Source organism: Staphylococcus argenteus, from assembly GCF_000236925.1.
In the GTDB taxonomy this organism is placed as follows: Bacteria; Bacillota; Bacilli; order Staphylococcales; family Staphylococcaceae; genus Staphylococcus; species Staphylococcus argenteus.
Window position 1 is genome coordinate 635,055 of the sequence record NC_016941.1, and the last position, 15,948, is coordinate 651,002.

Annotated in this window: 17 protein-coding genes and 1 pseudogene; 14 read left to right on the forward strand and 4 right to left on the reverse strand. The window is 30.6% G+C overall.

The window, feature by feature from the left end; translation table 11 throughout:
• Window positions 1-11 precede the first annotated feature (11 nt).
• The 13 genes from SAMSHR1132_RS02905 to SAMSHR1132_RS02965 all read left to right on the forward strand — a co-directional run bounded on the left by SAMSHR1132_RS02905 (window position 12) and on the right by SAMSHR1132_RS02965 (window position 12,061).
• Window positions 12-533 (forward strand): YwhD family protein, encoded by a 522-nt coding sequence (locus SAMSHR1132_RS02905; RefSeq protein ID WP_001788287.1) that lies wholly within the window; start codon window positions 12-14, stop codon window positions 531-533.
• Between the two features lie 499 nt (window positions 534-1,032).
• Window positions 1,033-2,043 carry an alcohol dehydrogenase AdhP gene (gene adhP / locus SAMSHR1132_RS02910; protein ID WP_001200748.1) on the forward strand — a complete coding sequence of 337 codons (1,011 nt, stop codon included), beginning with the start codon at window positions 1,033-1,035 and terminating at the stop codon, window positions 2,041-2,043.
• Between the two features lie 74 nt (window positions 2,044-2,117).
• Complete coding sequence (locus tag SAMSHR1132_RS02915; protein ID WP_000655098.1) at window positions 2,118-2,225, forward strand: hypothetical protein; 108 nt, start codon at window positions 2,118-2,120, stop codon at window positions 2,223-2,225.
• Between the two features lie 92 nt (window positions 2,226-2,317).
• A complete protein-coding gene (locus SAMSHR1132_RS02920; protein ID WP_000359086.1) occupies window positions 2,318-2,734 on the forward strand; it encodes a DUF1934 domain-containing protein in 417 nt (138 codons plus the stop codon).
• Entirely contained in the window at window positions 2,731-4,392 is a 1,662-nt protein-coding gene (gene argS / locus SAMSHR1132_RS02925) for an arginine--tRNA ligase (protein ID WP_001021156.1), read from the forward strand. The genes SAMSHR1132_RS02920 and argS overlap by 4 nt, the downstream gene beginning before the upstream one ends.
• A 340-nt stretch (window positions 4,393-4,732) precedes the next feature.
• On the forward strand, window positions 4,733-5,368 hold the full coding sequence (locus tag SAMSHR1132_RS02930; protein ID WP_000901748.1) for an endonuclease III domain-containing protein: 636 nt from the start codon (window positions 4,733-4,735) through the stop codon (window positions 5,366-5,368).
• 674 nt (window positions 5,369-6,042) lie between these two features.
• Complete coding sequence (locus SAMSHR1132_RS02935) at window positions 6,043-6,927, forward strand: ABC transporter substrate-binding protein (RefSeq protein WP_000749064.1); 885 nt, start codon at window positions 6,043-6,045, stop codon at window positions 6,925-6,927.
• 146 nt (window positions 6,928-7,073) lie between these two features.
• Entirely contained in the window at window positions 7,074-8,024 is a 951-nt protein-coding gene (locus tag SAMSHR1132_RS02940; RefSeq protein WP_000145153.1) for a FecCD family ABC transporter permease, read from the forward strand.
• 54 nt (window positions 8,025-8,078) lie between these two features.
• On the forward strand, window positions 8,079-8,798 hold the full coding sequence (locus SAMSHR1132_RS02945) for an HAD family hydrolase (RefSeq protein WP_000365356.1): 720 nt from the start codon (window positions 8,079-8,081) through the stop codon (window positions 8,796-8,798).
• A complete protein-coding gene (locus tag SAMSHR1132_RS02950) occupies window positions 8,782-9,582 on the forward strand; it encodes an alpha/beta fold hydrolase (protein ID WP_000362979.1) in 801 nt (266 codons plus the stop codon). The genes SAMSHR1132_RS02945 and SAMSHR1132_RS02950 overlap by 17 nt, the downstream gene beginning before the upstream one ends.
• Window positions 9,583-9,717: 135 nt before the next feature.
• On the forward strand, window positions 9,718-10,224 hold the full coding sequence (locus SAMSHR1132_RS02955) for an SA0570 family protein (RefSeq protein WP_000735552.1): 507 nt from the start codon (window positions 9,718-9,720) through the stop codon (window positions 10,222-10,224).
• A gap of 164 nt (window positions 10,225-10,388) precedes the next feature.
• Window positions 10,389-11,105, forward strand: coding sequence for a hypothetical protein (locus SAMSHR1132_RS02960; protein ID WP_001222142.1), 717 nt, complete (start codon window positions 10,389-10,391; stop codon window positions 11,103-11,105).
• 167 nt (window positions 11,106-11,272) lie between these two features.
• A complete protein-coding gene (locus SAMSHR1132_RS02965; RefSeq protein WP_001045431.1) occupies window positions 11,273-12,061 on the forward strand; it encodes an alpha/beta fold hydrolase in 789 nt (262 codons plus the stop codon).
• Window positions 12,062-12,347: 286 nt separating this feature from the next.
• Here SAMSHR1132_RS02965 and sarA read toward each other — a convergent pair whose 3' ends face one another.
• The 4 genes and pseudogenes from sarA to sroA form a co-directional block, all read right to left on the reverse strand.
• Window positions 12,348-12,722, reverse strand: a complete 375-nt coding sequence (sarA, locus tag SAMSHR1132_RS02970; RefSeq protein ID WP_001018678.1) for a global transcriptional regulator SarA — start codon at window positions 12,720-12,722, stop codon at window positions 12,348-12,350.
• Between the two features lie 942 nt (window positions 12,723-13,664).
• Window positions 13,665-14,594: pseudogene (locus SAMSHR1132_RS13725) on the reverse strand (DMT family transporter).
• 181 nt (window positions 14,595-14,775) lie between these two features.
• On the reverse strand, window positions 14,776-15,000 hold the full coding sequence (locus tag SAMSHR1132_RS02985; RefSeq protein ID WP_000047659.1) for a DUF2922 domain-containing protein: 225 nt from the start codon (window positions 14,998-15,000) through the stop codon (window positions 14,776-14,778).
• 16 nt (window positions 15,001-15,016) lie between these two features.
• Window positions 15,017-15,220, reverse strand: coding sequence for a sigS mRNA-stabilizing protein SroA (gene sroA, locus SAMSHR1132_RS02990; protein ID WP_000047746.1), 204 nt, complete (start codon window positions 15,218-15,220; stop codon window positions 15,017-15,019).
• A 152-nt stretch (window positions 15,221-15,372) separates the two neighbouring features.
• On the opposite strand from sroA, the gene SAMSHR1132_RS02995 reads away from it, so the two are divergent.
• Window positions 15,373-15,933 carry a tyrosine-type recombinase/integrase gene (locus SAMSHR1132_RS02995; protein ID WP_001044919.1) on the forward strand — a complete coding sequence of 187 codons (561 nt, stop codon included), beginning with the start codon at window positions 15,373-15,375 and terminating at the stop codon, window positions 15,931-15,933.
• The last annotated feature ends 15 nt before the right edge of the window (window positions 15,934-15,948 follow it).

Below are 15,948 nucleotides of genomic sequence, written 5' to 3' on the forward strand. Positions count from 1 at the left end.
TATCGTTAAATATGGAGGTTATATCATTGTCTGAGAAAAAAGGCTTTAATTTTAATATCATAAAAAATGACCCTCTAGATGGTCATAAAGGTACAAATATTGGTTCAATTAGCTTAGACAATATTGCACCAGTTTTTATCGATGTTGCTAACAAAGAAGCATTTATTGATATTGGAGGCATGCATGCTCGTGCCAAAGTTGAAAAAGGTGTGAAATGGATTACTGATAAAGCTGCTGTTGAAGGCGATGAAGCTAAAGAATATTGGTTGTGTTGGGTAACAACAGAACGTAATGAACAAGGACCATATTATGCTGGTTTAACAGCGTGCTATTTATTAGTGAATAAAGCAATTCGCCGTGGTTATAAAAGTATGCCTGAACATGTTAATATGATGGATAAATCAATGAAACATCATATTATCATTGATCAAATTGGTGACGAGAATAAAGCTATTTTAAAAGACTTTTTAATGAACCATGATGAAGGTATGTGGAAGCATTCTTCTGATGCTTTACATCAAGCATTTAATTAAAAATTAGAAACCAAAATTTCCCAATTAATCTATAAAGATATGATTCATTTTTCAATGACGATGTAAATCGTGAGGTGAAAATGAAGTCTTAGATTGATTGGGGATTTTTTTAATTTTTTTGAAATTAAATTAATCTGTAGTTAATAAAAAATTTGAATAACTGACACATTTTTTTGATCATAGCTATATACTTTGTGAATTAATTCACATTATAATAAGAGTGAAGATAAGAGTATTATAAATTATCTTTAAATAAATATATGTGAAGTAAAAATTACACGTTAGCATATCGATTATGTCATTTCTTTTAACATATTAACTAGGGAAACGTTAAAAGTTAACTGTTGATATCTAACTAAAAACAAGGTCACAGTAGTATGTTTTAATCTGGCGTCTATTACAAATAAAAATTACATCTATAATTATTCGTTTTCATTTTTGGAAAGTAATCGCCAATTAATATCATACATACTGGAGTGACTATAAGGAGGACATTATTATGAGAGCAGCAGTTGTAACGAAAGATCACAAAGTAAGTATTGAGGACAAAAAGTTAAGAGCTTTAAAACCTGGTGAAGCACTGGTACAAACAGAATATTGTGGCGTTTGTCATACTGATTTACATGTTAAGAATGCTGATTTTGGTGATGTTACAGGCGTTACTTTAGGTCATGAAGGTATTGGTAAAGTCATCGAAGTTGCAGAAGATGTAGAATCATTAAAAATTGGAGACCGTGTGTCTATCGCTTGGATGTTCGAAAGCTGTGGAAGATGTGAATATTGTACAACAGGTCGTGAAACACTTTGCCGTAGTGTGAAAAATGCTGGTTATACAGTGGATGGTGCAATGGCTGAACAAGTTATTGTTACTGCAGACTATGCTGTGAAAGTACCTGAAAAATTAGATCCAGCAGCTGCGTCTTCTATTACATGCGCAGGTGTGACTACTTATAAAGCTGTAAAAGTAAGTAATGTAAAACCTGGACAATGGTTAGGTGTTTTTGGTATAGGTGGTTTAGGTAACCTAGCTTTACAATATGCTAAAAACGTTATGGGGGCTAAAATTGTTGCCTTTGACATCAATGATGATAAATTAGCATTCGCGAAAGAATTAGGTGCTGATGCTATTATTAATTCTAAAGATGTTGATCCAGTTGCAGAAGTTATGAAATTAACTGATAACAAAGGATTAGATGCAACAGTGGTAACTTCAGTTGCTAAGACACCATTTAACCAAGCGGTTGATGTTGTAAAAGCTGGTGCAAGAGTTGTTGCCGTTGGTTTACCTGTTGATAAAATGAACTTAGATATCCCAAGATTAGTGCTTGATGGTATTGAAGTAGTAGGTTCACTTGTTGGTACAAGACAAGACTTACGTGAAGCGTTTGAATTTGCTGCTGAAAATAAAGTAACACCTAAAGTTCAATTAAGAAAATTAGAAGAAATCAATGATATTTTTGAAGAAATGGAAAATGGTACAATAACTGGTAGAATGGTTATTAAATTTTAAAAATATCAAATGACTATATAGATAAAGAAGGTAGTGCTCTGAACACTATCATTATAATCAAACACGAGGTTTTCATGAAAGATAGTGAAAATCTCGTGTTTTTTGGTTTTGAGGAGTTGTTTGAATTTTATAAAATGGCTTACATATATGAAGCGTTGATTAAGAATGGAATTGTTAATTAATTGAACCAATTTAGCTTTAAGAAGGCATAACAAGATGACCTTATTTTATGCTATAATATTTCTATTATGCGATGATTAAGGTGAGTAGTAAATTGGATAAAAAAGTAAGCATTCAAACAAAACAAGTGTTGAAACAGCACAACGAAAAAGAAAAATTTGAATTTACTACTGAAGGTACTTGGCAACAAAGACAATCTAACTTTATTCGGTATGTAGAACAAATTGAGGATGCAACAGTTAATGTTACAATAAAAGTGGATGATGATAGCGTTAAGTTGATTCGTAAGGGCGACATTAATATGAATTTGCATTTTGTTGAAGGACAAACGACAACAACTTTTTACGATATATCGGCTGGACGAATTCCACTAGAAGTTAAAACATTACGCATTTTACATTTCGTAAGTGGAGACGGTGGCAAGCTAAAGATTCATTATGAATTATATCAAGATAATGAAAAAATGGGTTCTTATCAATATGAAATTAACTATAAGGAGATAGGCGAATGAATATTATTGATCAAGTGAAACAAACATTAGTAGAAGAAATTGCAGCAAGTATTAACAAAGCAGGATTAGCAGAAGAGATTCCTGATATTAAAATTGAAGTTCCTAAAGATACAAAAAATGGAGATTATGCTACTAACATTGCGATGGTACTGACTAAGATTGCAAAGCGTAATCCTCGTGAAATTGCTCAAGCGATTGTTGATAACTTGGATACTGAAAAAGCACATGTAAGACAAATTGACATTGCTGGTCCAGGATTCATTAATTTTTACTTAGATAATCAGTATTTAACAGCAATTATTCCTGAAGCAATTGAAAAAGGTGACCAATTTGGACATGTAAATGAATCAAAAGGTCAAAATGTATTGCTTGAGTATGTTTCAGCTAACCCTACAGGAGATTTACATATTGGTCATGCTAGAAATGCAGCAGTTGGTGATGCTTTAGCTAATATTTTAACTGCAGCTGGCTATAATGTAACACGTGAATATTATATTAATGATGCTGGTAATCAAATTACTAACTTAGCGCGTTCAATTGAAACACGTTTTTTTGAAGCTTTAGGTGACAATAGTTATTCAATGCCAGAAGATGGCTATAATGGTAAAGATATTATTGAAATAGGTAAAGATTTAGCAGAGAAACACCCTGAAATCAAAGATTATTCTGAAGAAGCACGTTTGAAAGAATTTAGAAAATTAGGCGTAGAATACGAAATGGCTAAACTGAAAAATGATTTAGCAGAGTTCAATACGCATTTTGATAATTGGTTTAGTGAAACATCTTTATATGAAAAAGGTGAAATTCTTGAAGTTTTAGCTAAAATGAAAGAATTAGGTTATACGTATGAAGCTGATGGTGCTACATGGTTACGTACAACTGATTTTAAAGATGACAAAGACAGAGTGTTAATTAAAAATGACGGCACATATACGTATTTCTTACCTGATATTGCGTATCATTTTGATAAAGTTAAACGTGGTAATGACATTTTAATCGATTTATTTGGTGCTGATCATCATGGTTATATTAATCGTTTGAAAGCATCTCTTGAAACGTTTGGTGTAGATAGTAATCGTTTAGAAATTCAAATCATGCAAATGGTTCGTTTAATGGAAAATGGTAAAGAAGTGAAGATGAGTAAACGTACTGGTAATGCGATTACATTAAGAGAAATTATGGACGAAGTTGGCGTTGACGCTGCACGTTATTTCTTAACTATGCGTAGTCCTGATAGTCACTTTGATTTTGATATGGAATTAGCGAAAGAGCAATCTCAAGATAACCCAGTTTATTATGCTCAATATGCACATGCACGTATTTGTTCAATTTTAAAACAAGCAAAAGAGCAAGGTATTGAAGTGACTGCTGCGAATGATTTTACAACAATTACAAATGAAAAAGCGATTGAATTGTTGAAAAAAGTAGCTGATTTCGAACCTACAATTGAAAGTGCTGCTGAGCATAGATCAGCACATAGAATTACTAATTATATTCAAGATTTAGCTTCTCATTTCCACAAATTCTATAATGCTGAAAAAGTGTTAACAGATGATATTGAAAAAACAAAAGCACATGTTGCTATGATTGAAGCGGTCAGAATTACATTGAAAAATGCATTGGCAATGGTCGGTGTAAGCGCACCTGAATCAATGTAAGAACATTTATATACACTCCAACGTAGAGTTTCTCGAAAGATACTTTGTGTTGGAGTGTTTTTTATTAGGTATGTGACATGTTGGGGAATGCTTAATTTATGAATAAGGTGAAGAGGAGTACAGTTGGCTTGCTTGCGCAGCAGCTGCATAAGAGCCCCTAATCGCTAAAGCTCAAGGGTGTTAAAGAATACAGTTGGCTTGCTTGCGCAGCAACTGCATAAGAGCCCCTAATCGCTAAAGCTCAAGGGTATTAAAGGAATACATTTGGCTTGCTTGCGCAGCAACAGCATAAGAGCCCCTAATCGCTAAAGCTCAAGGGGCTCTAAAAGGGAGGATTTAAATGTTAGGAACTGATGATTTATATAAAATTTTATATGCACATCTTGGACCGCAAAATTGGTGGCCTGCAGAGAATGACATTGAAATGATGTTAGGTGCAATTTTAGTTCAAAATACAAGGTGGCGAAATGCAGAAATTGCATTGAATCAGATTAAAGAACACACGCATTTTAATCCAAAACATATATTAGAATTACCTATTGAAACGTTACAATCATTGATACGTTCAAGTGGCTTTTATAAAAATAAATCATTGACGATTAAATCATTATTAACATGGTTAGGACGACATCATTTCAATTACCAAGAGATTAATGAGCGATATAAAGATAAATTAAGAAATGAATTATTATCTTTGAAAGGTATTGGAAGTGAAACAGCAGATGTCTTACTTGTTTACATATTCGGACGTATTGAATTCATCCCTGATAGTTATACTAGAAAAATATATGCTAAGTTAGGATACGAAAATACGAAGAGCTATGAACAATTAAAAAAAGTAATAACCTTACCAAATTATTTTACAAATCAAGATGCAAATGAATTTCATGCATTATTAGACGTATTTGGTAAATATTATTTTAGAGATAAAGATACAACGAATTATGACTTTTTAGAGCCATACTTTAAAAATTAAACGCTGTGAAGTTAGATAGATGAGTTTATATGAAATATAAAAAATAATTTACTATTTTCTTTTAGTATGTGGACTTATATAATAAATAGATGTGAATAAAGTAATACTGTTGGTTTGCTTGTGAACAACTGCATAAGAGCCCCTAATCGCTAAAGCTCAAGAGTGTAGAGGAACGCAGTTGGAAGCTAAGGCACAACTGCATAAATCCCTCTAATCACTAAAGCGAAAAGTGGGATTAAATGAATACAGTTGGTTTGCATGCGCACAACTACATAAGAGCCTCTAATCGCTAAAGCTCAAGAGTGTAGAGGAACGCAGTTGGAAGCTAAGGCACAACTGCATAAATCCCTCTAATCGCTAAAGCGAAAAGTGGGATTAAATGAATACAGTTGGTTTGCATGCGCACAACTGCATAAGAGCCTCTAATCGCTAAAGCTCAAGAGTGTAGAGGAACGCAGTTGGTTTGCATGCGCACAACTGCATAAAAGCCCCTAATTAATAAATTAATAAGGGTTAAAGGAACGCAGTTGGAAGCTAAGGCACAACTGCATAAATCCCTCTAATCGCTAAAGCGAAAAGTGGGATTAAAGGAATACAGTTGGTTTGCATGCGCGCAACTGCATAAGAGCCTCTAATCGCTAAAGCTCAAGAGGCTCTAAAAGGAGATGGATAGTGTGAAGAAATCGTTAATTGCTTTTATTTTAATGTTTGTACTTGTTTTAAGTGCTTGTGGCAATAATAATGAAAAACATGATAGTGATAAAAAGGAAACGTCTAAAACGCCTTATCATAGAATTGTTTCATTAATGCCTAGTAATACAGAAATTTTATATGAACTGGGATTAGGTAAATACATAGTTGGTGTTTCAACGGTTGATGATTATCCGAAAGATGTTAAAAAGGGCAAAAAACAATTTGATGCCTTGAATCTAAATAAAGAAGAACTTTTAAAGGCAAAGCCTGATTTAATTCTTGCGCATGAATCGCAGAAAACAACTGCCAATAAAGTATTGTCATCATTAGAGAAACAAGGTATCAAAGTAGTCTATGTAAAAGATGCTCAATCAATTAATGAAACATATGATACGTTTAAACAAGTTGGTAAATTAACTAATCGTGACAAACAGGCTGAACAGCTTGTCGAGGAAACTAAGGATAATGTTGCAAAAATAATTGACTCGATTCCAGCGCATCACAAAAAGTCTAAAGTATTTATTGAAGTATCATCAAAACCTGAAATATATACAGCTGGTAAGCATACATTTTTTAACGATATGCTTGATAAACTTGACGCGCAAAATATTTATAATGATATAGATGGTTGGCAGGCTGTTACAAAAGAAAGCATTATAAAAAAGAATCCAGATATTTTAATTTCTACTGAATCTAAAACAAAATCAGATTATATGAATATCATCAAAAAAAGAGGCGGATTTAATAAAACTAATGCCGTAAAAAATACACGTATTGAAGTTGTAAATGGCGATGAAGTTTCTAGACCAGGTCCACGTATAGATGAAGGTTTAAAAGAATTAAGAGATGCAATCTATAAAAAATAAAACATAATTAAGAATCCCTTATAGCTATATAAAATCATTTATGTAGAGTTATAAGGGATTTTAAAATATATTTTCACCACACATAGAAACGTTTGTGAGTGATTGCTATAATGTATGTAATTATCTATTAAAGAAAAGAGTATACTATGACATTTTATAAAACTATATTAAGTTGGATTGTTATATTAATAATAACTTCTGCCATGTATTTGTTTTGGCAACTGGGTAGTATCAATGACCCATTTAATCAATCCATATTAATGAATGTAAGGTTGCCAAGGTATTTTGAGGCATTGTTAACAGGTATGATATTAACAGTTTCAGGATTAATTTTTCAAACAGTATTAAATAATGCATTAGCTGATAGTTTTACGCTAGGTTTAGCAAGTGGTGCAACATTTGGTTCAGGGTTGGCGTTATTTCTAGGTTTAACTGCATTATGGATTCCTATATTTTCTGTAGTATTTAGTTTTATTACATTATTAATCGTCCTTTTCATAACTTCAATATTAAGCCGTGGATATCCGATAAGGATTCTAATATTATGCGGTTTAATGGTTGGTGCTTTATTTAATTCTTTATTATATTTTCTAATTTTATTAAAACCAAGACAATTAAACACGATTGCCAATTATTTATTTGGTGGTTTTGGTGATGCTGAATATTCAAATGTAACAGTGATTACAACTGTATTTATAGTAGGGCTATGTGCCATTATTTTAATACTCAATCAGCTTAAATTATTACAATTAGGAGAGTTAAAAAGCCAGTCATTAGGTCTAAATGTACAAATTATTGCATTTATAGCGTTATGTTTAGCTTCAATGATGACCGCAATTAATGTTGCGTATGTTGGTATTATTGGATTTATTGGCATGATTATTCCACAGTTGATAAAAAAATGGCAATGGCGACAAACCTTAGGACGACAGTTAACGTTGAATTGTATCATTGGTGGACAAACTATGGTTATAGCTGATTTTATAGGAAGTCATGTATTATCACCGATACAAATACCAGCAAGTATTATTATTGCACTAATCGGTATACCAGTTTTATTTTACATGTTAATATCTCAGTCGAAACAGTTACACTAGCACATGACATTTGCTAAAATAGGATTAACTATAAACATAAAGAGGGCATAAGCGATGGATTTGAATCAAATTAAAGCAGTAGTATTTGATTTAGAAGGTACTTTGTTGGATAGGGTTAAGTCTAGGGAGAAATTTATCGAAGAACAATACGAAAGATTTCATGATTATTTAATCCATGTTCAACTTGCAGATTTTAAAAAGGCATTTATTGAGCTTGATGACGATGAAGATAATGATAAACCTGATTTATATAAAGAAATCATTAAACGATTCCATGTAGATAGATTGACTTGGAAAGACCTTTTTAGTGATTTTGAAATGCATTTTTATCGTTATGTATTTCCTTATTACGATACGTTATATACGTTAGAAAAATTGTCTCAAGAAGGCTATCAAATTGGTGTTATAGCTAATGGCAAATCAAAAATTAAACAGTTCCGTTTACATTCATTAGGTCTAATGCATGTGATTAATTATTTATCAACTTCAGAAACAGTAGGGTTTCGTAAACCACATCCTAAAATATTTGAAGATATGATTGATCAACTGGACGTTTCACCTGAAGATATTATGTATGTGGGTGACGATGCATTGAATGATGTAGCGCCAGCAAGAGCAATGGGTATGGTCAGTGTTTGGTATAAGCAAGAAGATGCAGAAATTGAACCACTCGAAGAAGAAGTGGACTTCACAATAACGACAGTTGAAGAATTATTAACTATTTTACCTATAAAAAATGACAATAAAGGAGATAATTATGGATCTATTTACTAGAAAAGATGGAACATCATTACACTATAGTACGTTAGGTGAAGGTTATCCTATCGTGTTGATTCATACCGTGCTTGATAATTACTCGGTATTTAATAAATTAGCTGCAGAACTAGCCAAATCATTTCAGGTGGTATTAATAGATTTAAGAGGACATGGTTACTCTGATAAACCACGACACATTGATATACATGATTTTGCAGATGATATAGTAGGATTACTTAAATATTTATATATTGAAGAGGTAGCATTGATATGCCATGAAATGGGTGGCTTTATTGGAGCGGATATGTCAGCTCGATACCCACAGCATACGTCATCACTTGTTTTAGTAAACCCAACCTCAATAGAAAGTGAATTACCTGAAGAACGTTTATTTAGAAAATATGCACATATTATTCGCAATTGGGATCCTGAAAAACAAGATAAATTTTTAAATAAGCGTAAGTATTATCGTCCTCGTAAAATGAATCGTTTTCTTAAACATGTTGAAGATACAAATGAAATTTCAACTAAAGAAGAAATACAAGCTGTTAAAGATGTATTTAAAAGACAGGGCATTTCAAAAGTCTATGGTGATGTTGAAGTCCCTACAATGATAGTAGCAGGTGAATTTGGTGAAAGAACAACAAGACTTGAAGCTAAAGAAGTTGCAGATTTGATACAACATGTTGACTTTAAAGTATATCAAGAATCAAGTGCATTTCCATTTGTGGAAGAACAAGAAAAATTTGTTGAGGATGCAACAATATTTATCAATGAACATCATGAAAATAAGCATGTTTAATTTTTAGCAATAAGTGAAATATAAAAGTAGTAATTATTATTTGTAATATAATTGTAATATGACTGTTGTTTTAGAAATGATTGTTGTATAATGGTTTTGAGCACAAGACGATATAAATAAAAGGAGAGAGTGCTTATGAAAAAGCTACTAACGGCAAGTATAATTGCATGTTCTGTTGTATTGGGAGTAGGCTTAGTAAATACTAACGCTGAAGCAGCAAGTGGCAACTCTATTGATACTGTTAAACAATTAACTAAGGGTGACCAGTCATTAGAAAAAGTGAAAATTGGCGAATCTATTAAAGATGTTTTAACTAAGTACAAAAATCCGATGTACTCTTACAATGAAAATGGAACTGAACATTATTATGAGTTCCACACTAACAAAGGTATGTTACTTGTAACAACTGATGGTAAGAAAAATGACGGTAAAGTCATACGTGTATCAATGATGTATAACGATGCAAATGGTCCAACGTATCAAGCTGTTAAAAATTATGTTGGCAAAGCAGTGACACATACTGAATATAGTAAAGTTACTGGTAATTTTGGCTATATTGAAAAAGGGAAAACGACTTATCAATTTGCCTCAGCACCAAAAGATAAAAACATAAAATTATATCGTATTGATTTGGAAAAATAATAATTAAATAAACCGTGCTTAACCGACAAGTTAAATCGCAACGCTTGTCGGTTATTTTTTTACATGTCATAATACTACAGTAAATGCTAAATTTTAAGATTTACGAAGGGGATATTCAAAGTATAGAATAAATAAAGATGTTTCATTTTAAAGGAGTATTACCTATGCGCATTAATGATAAAATTTTACTAGAAAATATAGAAGATTACTTTAATCATAAAGGTTTATCACCGCATTTGATTGATGATATTAAAGAGAAAGTAAATACAGATATTAAAAATTCTGAAAAGCAAGACCAAGATTATATAGAATATAAAGGTAAATCACCGGCTCAAATAATATTAATGATCCAAAGAAATTTATTTGCACTACAGTTGAATCCAGTTATATTCTTTATCCTTAACTTTATCCTTATTTCATATTTATATGATAAGCAATATGTGCAATTTCAAGCCATAACAGGTATGAGTTTATTTTATTGTTTAATTATTTTTCCGATGACAATCGTTGTTTGTTTAAGGGTGTCGAAAAAGAACTATTTGCGTAGTAATAAACTAGAAATGATTATGGGAACAGTAATCGCTATAATTTCACTAATTCTAATTGTACTACAAGCGTTTAATGTTACTTGGGGAATTATACCAATTACTAATTTTGGTCATCAATTTTTCTTTTTTGTTGGTATTATTTTAGTTATTGTTGGTATTTTTTATAAACACCTTGAATTTTCAGGAATCGGATTATTATTCTGTCAGAAAACAATTGATGCAATGATTCATAATCCGCAAACTGCACAAGTTTTTTCACTCATAATATGGATGTTACTAGTTATCCTAGTCATTTATTTTACAATTCGTTTATCTTCACGTACAAAAATATAAATATTATTTAACTATTCATCTGATTTAATGTATAAATTTAGATGAATAGTTTTTTTAATAGTGGAGTAGTATTTAGGAATTTATAAATAATTTAAAAAAATTGTTTATAAAATGAAAGCGTACATAGAAACAGATTGGGTATATAGTTTATTGAGGGAGGTGTCACAATGAATAAAGTCACTATTAATCCTCAAATCCAATTAACTTATCAAATGAAGGGTAAAGGGGAACCAATTATTTTATTACACGGCTTAGATGGTAATTTAGCTGGATTTGAAGATTTACAACATCAACTTGCAACATCATTTAAAGTTATTAGTTATGATTTAAGAGGTCACGGTAAGTCTTCTAAAAGTGAATCATATGAATTGAATGATCACGTTGAGGATTTGAAAATTTTAATGGAGAAATTAAATATTCATGAGGCACACATACTTGGACATGATTTAGGTGGTGTGGTCGCTAAGCTGTTTACAGATAAATATGCCTATCGTGTCAAATCATTAACCACCATAGCTGCAAAAAAGGATGATTTGATACACAGCTTTACACAGTTATTAATTAAATACCAAGATGAAGTCGCTGGATTTAATAAATCAGAAGCTTATATTTTATTGTTCTCAAAGCTGTTTAAGAACCAAGAAAATACGATGAAGTGGTATCAAAAGCAAAAAATATATAGTACTAAGTCTGAAGATGATAGTGCGGCGGCAATTCGTTCATTAATTTTACACCAAGATGAACCAATATATATGAAAAAGCGCACGTGTGTACCAACTTTATTAATTAATGGTGAACATGATCCATTAATTCAAGATAAATTGCATTTTAAATTAGAAGCTCACTTTTTAAATGTAACTAAAAAAATCTTTGATCATTCTGGTCACGCACCACATATTGAAGAACCAGAAGTATTTTTAGATTACTATTTGGATTTCATTAAAAGTGTATCGTGATTTGTGACATGTATCCCATAAGTTAGACTACGATCTAATTTATGGGGTATATTTTTATGTGGTGAATTTTTCTTTGATTGAGAGAACTAAGAAAATGTTATGTGAATTTTATTCAATTTATTCAAAATGTATTCATATATGTGAATGTGCCGTTATTGTTTGAATTATAAGATTATAAGCAAACCTCACTAAAGACTTACCACTCAAAGATAAAAAAGGGCATAAAAAAAGGAAGTTTAATAGAATGTATCATCTATCAAACTCCACCAAATTGCGCTAAACAAAATTACAATTCAATTTCGTTATTTGCTTCAGTGATTCGTTTATTTACTCGAGTTAATAATGACTCGATTTTTTTACGTTGTTGTGCATTAACAAGAATTAAAACAGTTCTTTCGTCATGCTCATTACGTTTTTTATCGAAGTAATCTTCTTGTGATAAAATTTTAACTGCTTTAACAACTTGTGGTTGTTTGTAGTTTAAGTGGTTAATAATATCTTTAAGATAGTATTCTTTTTCTTTGTTTTCGCTGATGTATGTCAATACAGCGAATTCTTCAAAGCTAATTGAAAATTCCTTTTTAATTAAACTTTTTAATTTGTCAGCATAAGTTACCATTGATAATAACTCAAAGCAATCATTAATTTTTGTAATTGCCATGTTTAAAACCTCCCTATTTGATGCATCTTGCTCGATACATTTGCCCGATATATTGATATCTAATCTTTATTTATTATAGATATGTTAGTCATAATTTTACATTAAATAAGTTTTATTAAATATATTTAATGCTCTATTATTTAGTTAATTATAACTAATTAAAAATGAGAAGTAAACAAAAAAGTGTTTATAAAACAAATTATTCATTAGACACATTGATTGTATTTTCGAGGTAGCAATTTGTACAGTCAAAAATATTACCATTTTTTAAAATTTGCCTTAATTTAATAAGTTTGAAAAGGTTATTTTTTTAATGAAACGATTTAGCGCAATTAAATGTTCCAATATTCAATGTGGATCTAAGTAATCTCTTGTCATAGAATCTTTCTTTCAAGTTAACTTCTTCTACTATTTATACCCATTTTTCGAACTTTTATCACTAAAAAAGAAAATTTATTATAATTTTTTTAATTTAGTAATTCCCATAGTAGTTCGATTTAAATGAAAACTCCTTAATTTTCATCAAAAAATCAAACTATAACACGTTAAAGTGACTAATTAGTAATCCGATTGATAGTAAGTAATCAATAGTAGAAAGTACGATTATTATAATTGTTAAGAACATCTTCAATTTATAATTTCGACTCAATGAATTATAAAATGTTGCATATTTTGACTTATTTTTAATTAATTGAATAACCAACTATGAAATATTAGCACGAATAACATAAATTTTGCTATTAATATGGTGCACATTATTGCAAAATAACATAAATTTAGGACTAAAGAATGAGTTGTCTATTAAAATCTACAAATTAATAATAGTTGTTACATATCATTTGATTTAGAATCATAGCTTATTCAAACATTTTTAGAGCACAAAAAAATAGCTTATCATTTTTAGAAAAAATTACAAGTTAAAATGATAAGCTAGATTAAATTTTAAAATAATCTCAAAAGTATAATACCGGATATGATACTTAGTAAACCAATTGACTTTCTTAATGTCATAGTTATTTTTGGAGAACCAAATAATCCAAAATGGTCAATCAATATACCCATTAGAATTTGCCCAAACATACCGATAATTGTGGTCAATGCTGCACCTAGATGGGGCATTAATATAATATTAGCTGTTACAAATGCCATACCAAGAATACCGCCGACGAAATAAATGGGTTTCAAATTCCCAAATTGTTTATGTTTTGTAGATATTTTTAATGAACGGTTGAGAATAATTGTTAAAACAAATAACGTTATCGTTCCGATTGAAAAAGAAACGAGTGAAGCGAATGCTGGTGAATGCGTATTGTAGGCAAGGGTACTATTAATGGCTGTTTGAATCGGTGGCAAAAATCCGAATATAAAGCCGAGAACTAACCATAATATTATATGATTTTGGTTTACTAATAATAAGTTATTTTTATTAAATTGGTTCATTAATATTATCCCGAAAAGTCACAATAATACTCCAAATGCTTTTATTAAATTAAATTCATGAATAGAAGCACCGAATAAGCCAAAGGTATCAATAAGGACACCCATTATAATTTGGCCTGCTACAGTGGCAATAACAGTTAATGTTGCACCTAATCTTGGTAATAATAATAAATTTCCAGTTAAGAAACTAACGCCTAATATCCCGCCAACGATCCATGTGTAATTAAACGTTTGATTACTATAAAAATGAGTCGTAAATACTTCTGGATTAATTACAATATTTAAAATGACTAAACACAATGTCCCAACTGAAAATGAAATTAATGAAGTATAAAAAGGTGATTTCGTATAAAGAGATAATCTCGAATTAACTGATGTTTGAATAGGGATAAGCATTCCTACAATAATGCCTAAAAAATAAAGTAATAGCATTTTTGATAAACCACGCTTTCTATTTGATAAATGAGTGATAAGGATATCTTAGCATTAAAGTTAAAATTTACAAACGTGTTTTAAGAGTTGAATGATTGATATCAAAGAACACCCCAGAATTTCATTATGAAAAACTGGGGTGTTTATGTGATGATTTAGATTATTTTATCATCAAAAAATGCTATTTCTTTTCTTCGAATAATACAGTTGTTGTTTTATCAACAATTTGAGCAGCATGTACTTTTGTAATTGCACCGCTATTAGATTGTAATATGTTTAAACCTACTAATGCGTTCATACTATCACGTGCAATTTGCTCTGTTACGAGATTATTCAATTGAGGTAATTGCAATTTGACTGGTTTGTCAGATGTAGATTTAAAACTTAATTCAAGTGTTTTGCTCATTAGTTGTGCCTCCTAGTTAAATTGAGAAAGATTTGATAACTTCGATATTACTGTAAGATTCTCCAGTAAGTCTTTCGATAATTTTGCTAAATGTTTTGATCTGGTCGTTTGTTGCTTCAGGGCTAATGTTTGCAAATCGACGTTTATATTCTATTTGTTTGCCATTTACGTCCGTTTTTGTCATTGATAAGACAATTGTAATGTGGTTGGTTTTACTCATTTTAATACCTCCTTTCACTCTATATATCGAAATGAATTTTAAAAAGGGTTAATTATTTTATTTATGTTTAAAATCTATAAAAAAGGAAATAGTTATATGTGACTAAAATATCGTTTGTTTATGATTAAGACACTTCAAGTGAGGAGGTAACAATGAATAAAGTAGAGGCAATTAAGAAAAATGAAGATATTATCAAAATGTATCAAGTACTCAAACACAAGTCGGAACGGGATTATTTATTTTTTAAGCTAGCTATACATAGTGGTTTGAAAGTGTTAGACTTATTAGCGCTCAAAGTTGAACAAGTGAAAATTCTTATTGATAATTGTAGGTTATCGGAATTGTGTAAAACACATTATCATTCGTTGATTAAAATAAAATTGCCAGAATCATTATCAAAAGAATTACTGTATTATATTAAGCAAAAAAATTTGTCAAATGAAGATTTTCTTTTTCAATCATTACGAACAAATCAAGTACTTTCTAGACAACAAGCGTATAGAATTATTCACAGGGCTGCCAAAGAAGCCAACATTGAGCATGTAGGTTTAACGACACTCCGTAAGACATTTGCTTTCCATGCATATCAAAAGGGAATACCAATAGTGATTATTCAAAAATATTTAGGACATCAATCGACTATAGAAACATTGAATTTTATAGGGCTAGAAAATGAATGTGAACACAGTATTTATATCACATTAAATTTATAAAAAAGGAGGAAAATA

Excerpts from the sequence above, each read along its gene's own strand:
- SAMSHR1132_RS02905 (WP_001788287.1), top strand. The coding sequence starts at position 12 with ATGGAGGTTATATCATTGTCTGAGAAAAAAGGCTTTAATTTTAATATC.
- adhP (WP_001200748.1), top strand. The coding sequence starts at position 1,033 with ATGAGAGCAGCAGTTGTAACGAAAGATCACAAAGTAAGTATTGAGGAC.
- SAMSHR1132_RS02915 (WP_000655098.1), top strand. The coding sequence starts at position 2,118 with ATGAAAGATAGTGAAAATCTCGTGTTTTTTGGTTTTGAGGAGTTGTTT.
- argS (WP_001021156.1), top strand. The coding sequence starts at position 2,731 with ATGAATATTATTGATCAAGTGAAACAAACATTAGTAGAAGAAATTGCA.
- SAMSHR1132_RS02930 (WP_000901748.1), top strand. The coding sequence starts at position 4,733 with ATGTTAGGAACTGATGATTTATATAAAATTTTATATGCACATCTTGGA.
- SAMSHR1132_RS02940 (WP_000145153.1), top strand. The coding sequence starts at position 7,074 with ATGACATTTTATAAAACTATATTAAGTTGGATTGTTATATTAATAATA.
- SAMSHR1132_RS02945 (WP_000365356.1), top strand. The coding sequence starts at position 8,079 with ATGGATTTGAATCAAATTAAAGCAGTAGTATTTGATTTAGAAGGTACT.
- SAMSHR1132_RS02950 (WP_000362979.1), top strand. The coding sequence starts at position 8,782 with ATGGATCTATTTACTAGAAAAGATGGAACATCATTACACTATAGTACG.
- SAMSHR1132_RS02955 (WP_000735552.1), top strand. The coding sequence starts at position 9,718 with ATGAAAAAGCTACTAACGGCAAGTATAATTGCATGTTCTGTTGTATTG.
- SAMSHR1132_RS02960 (WP_001222142.1), top strand. The coding sequence starts at position 10,389 with ATGCGCATTAATGATAAAATTTTACTAGAAAATATAGAAGATTACTTT.
- SAMSHR1132_RS02965 (WP_001045431.1), top strand. The coding sequence starts at position 11,273 with ATGAATAAAGTCACTATTAATCCTCAAATCCAATTAACTTATCAAATG.
- sarA (WP_001018678.1), bottom strand. The coding sequence starts at position 12,722 with ATGGCAATTACAAAAATTAATGATTGCTTTGAGTTATTATCAATGGTA.
- SAMSHR1132_RS02985 (WP_000047659.1), bottom strand. The coding sequence starts at position 15,000 with ATGAGCAAAACACTTGAATTAAGTTTTAAATCTACATCTGACAAACCA.
- sroA (WP_000047746.1), bottom strand. The coding sequence starts at position 15,220 with ATGAGTAAAACCAACCACATTACAATTGTCTTATCAATGACAAAAACG.
- SAMSHR1132_RS02995 (WP_001044919.1), top strand. The coding sequence starts at position 15,373 with ATGAATAAAGTAGAGGCAATTAAGAAAAATGAAGATATTATCAAAATG.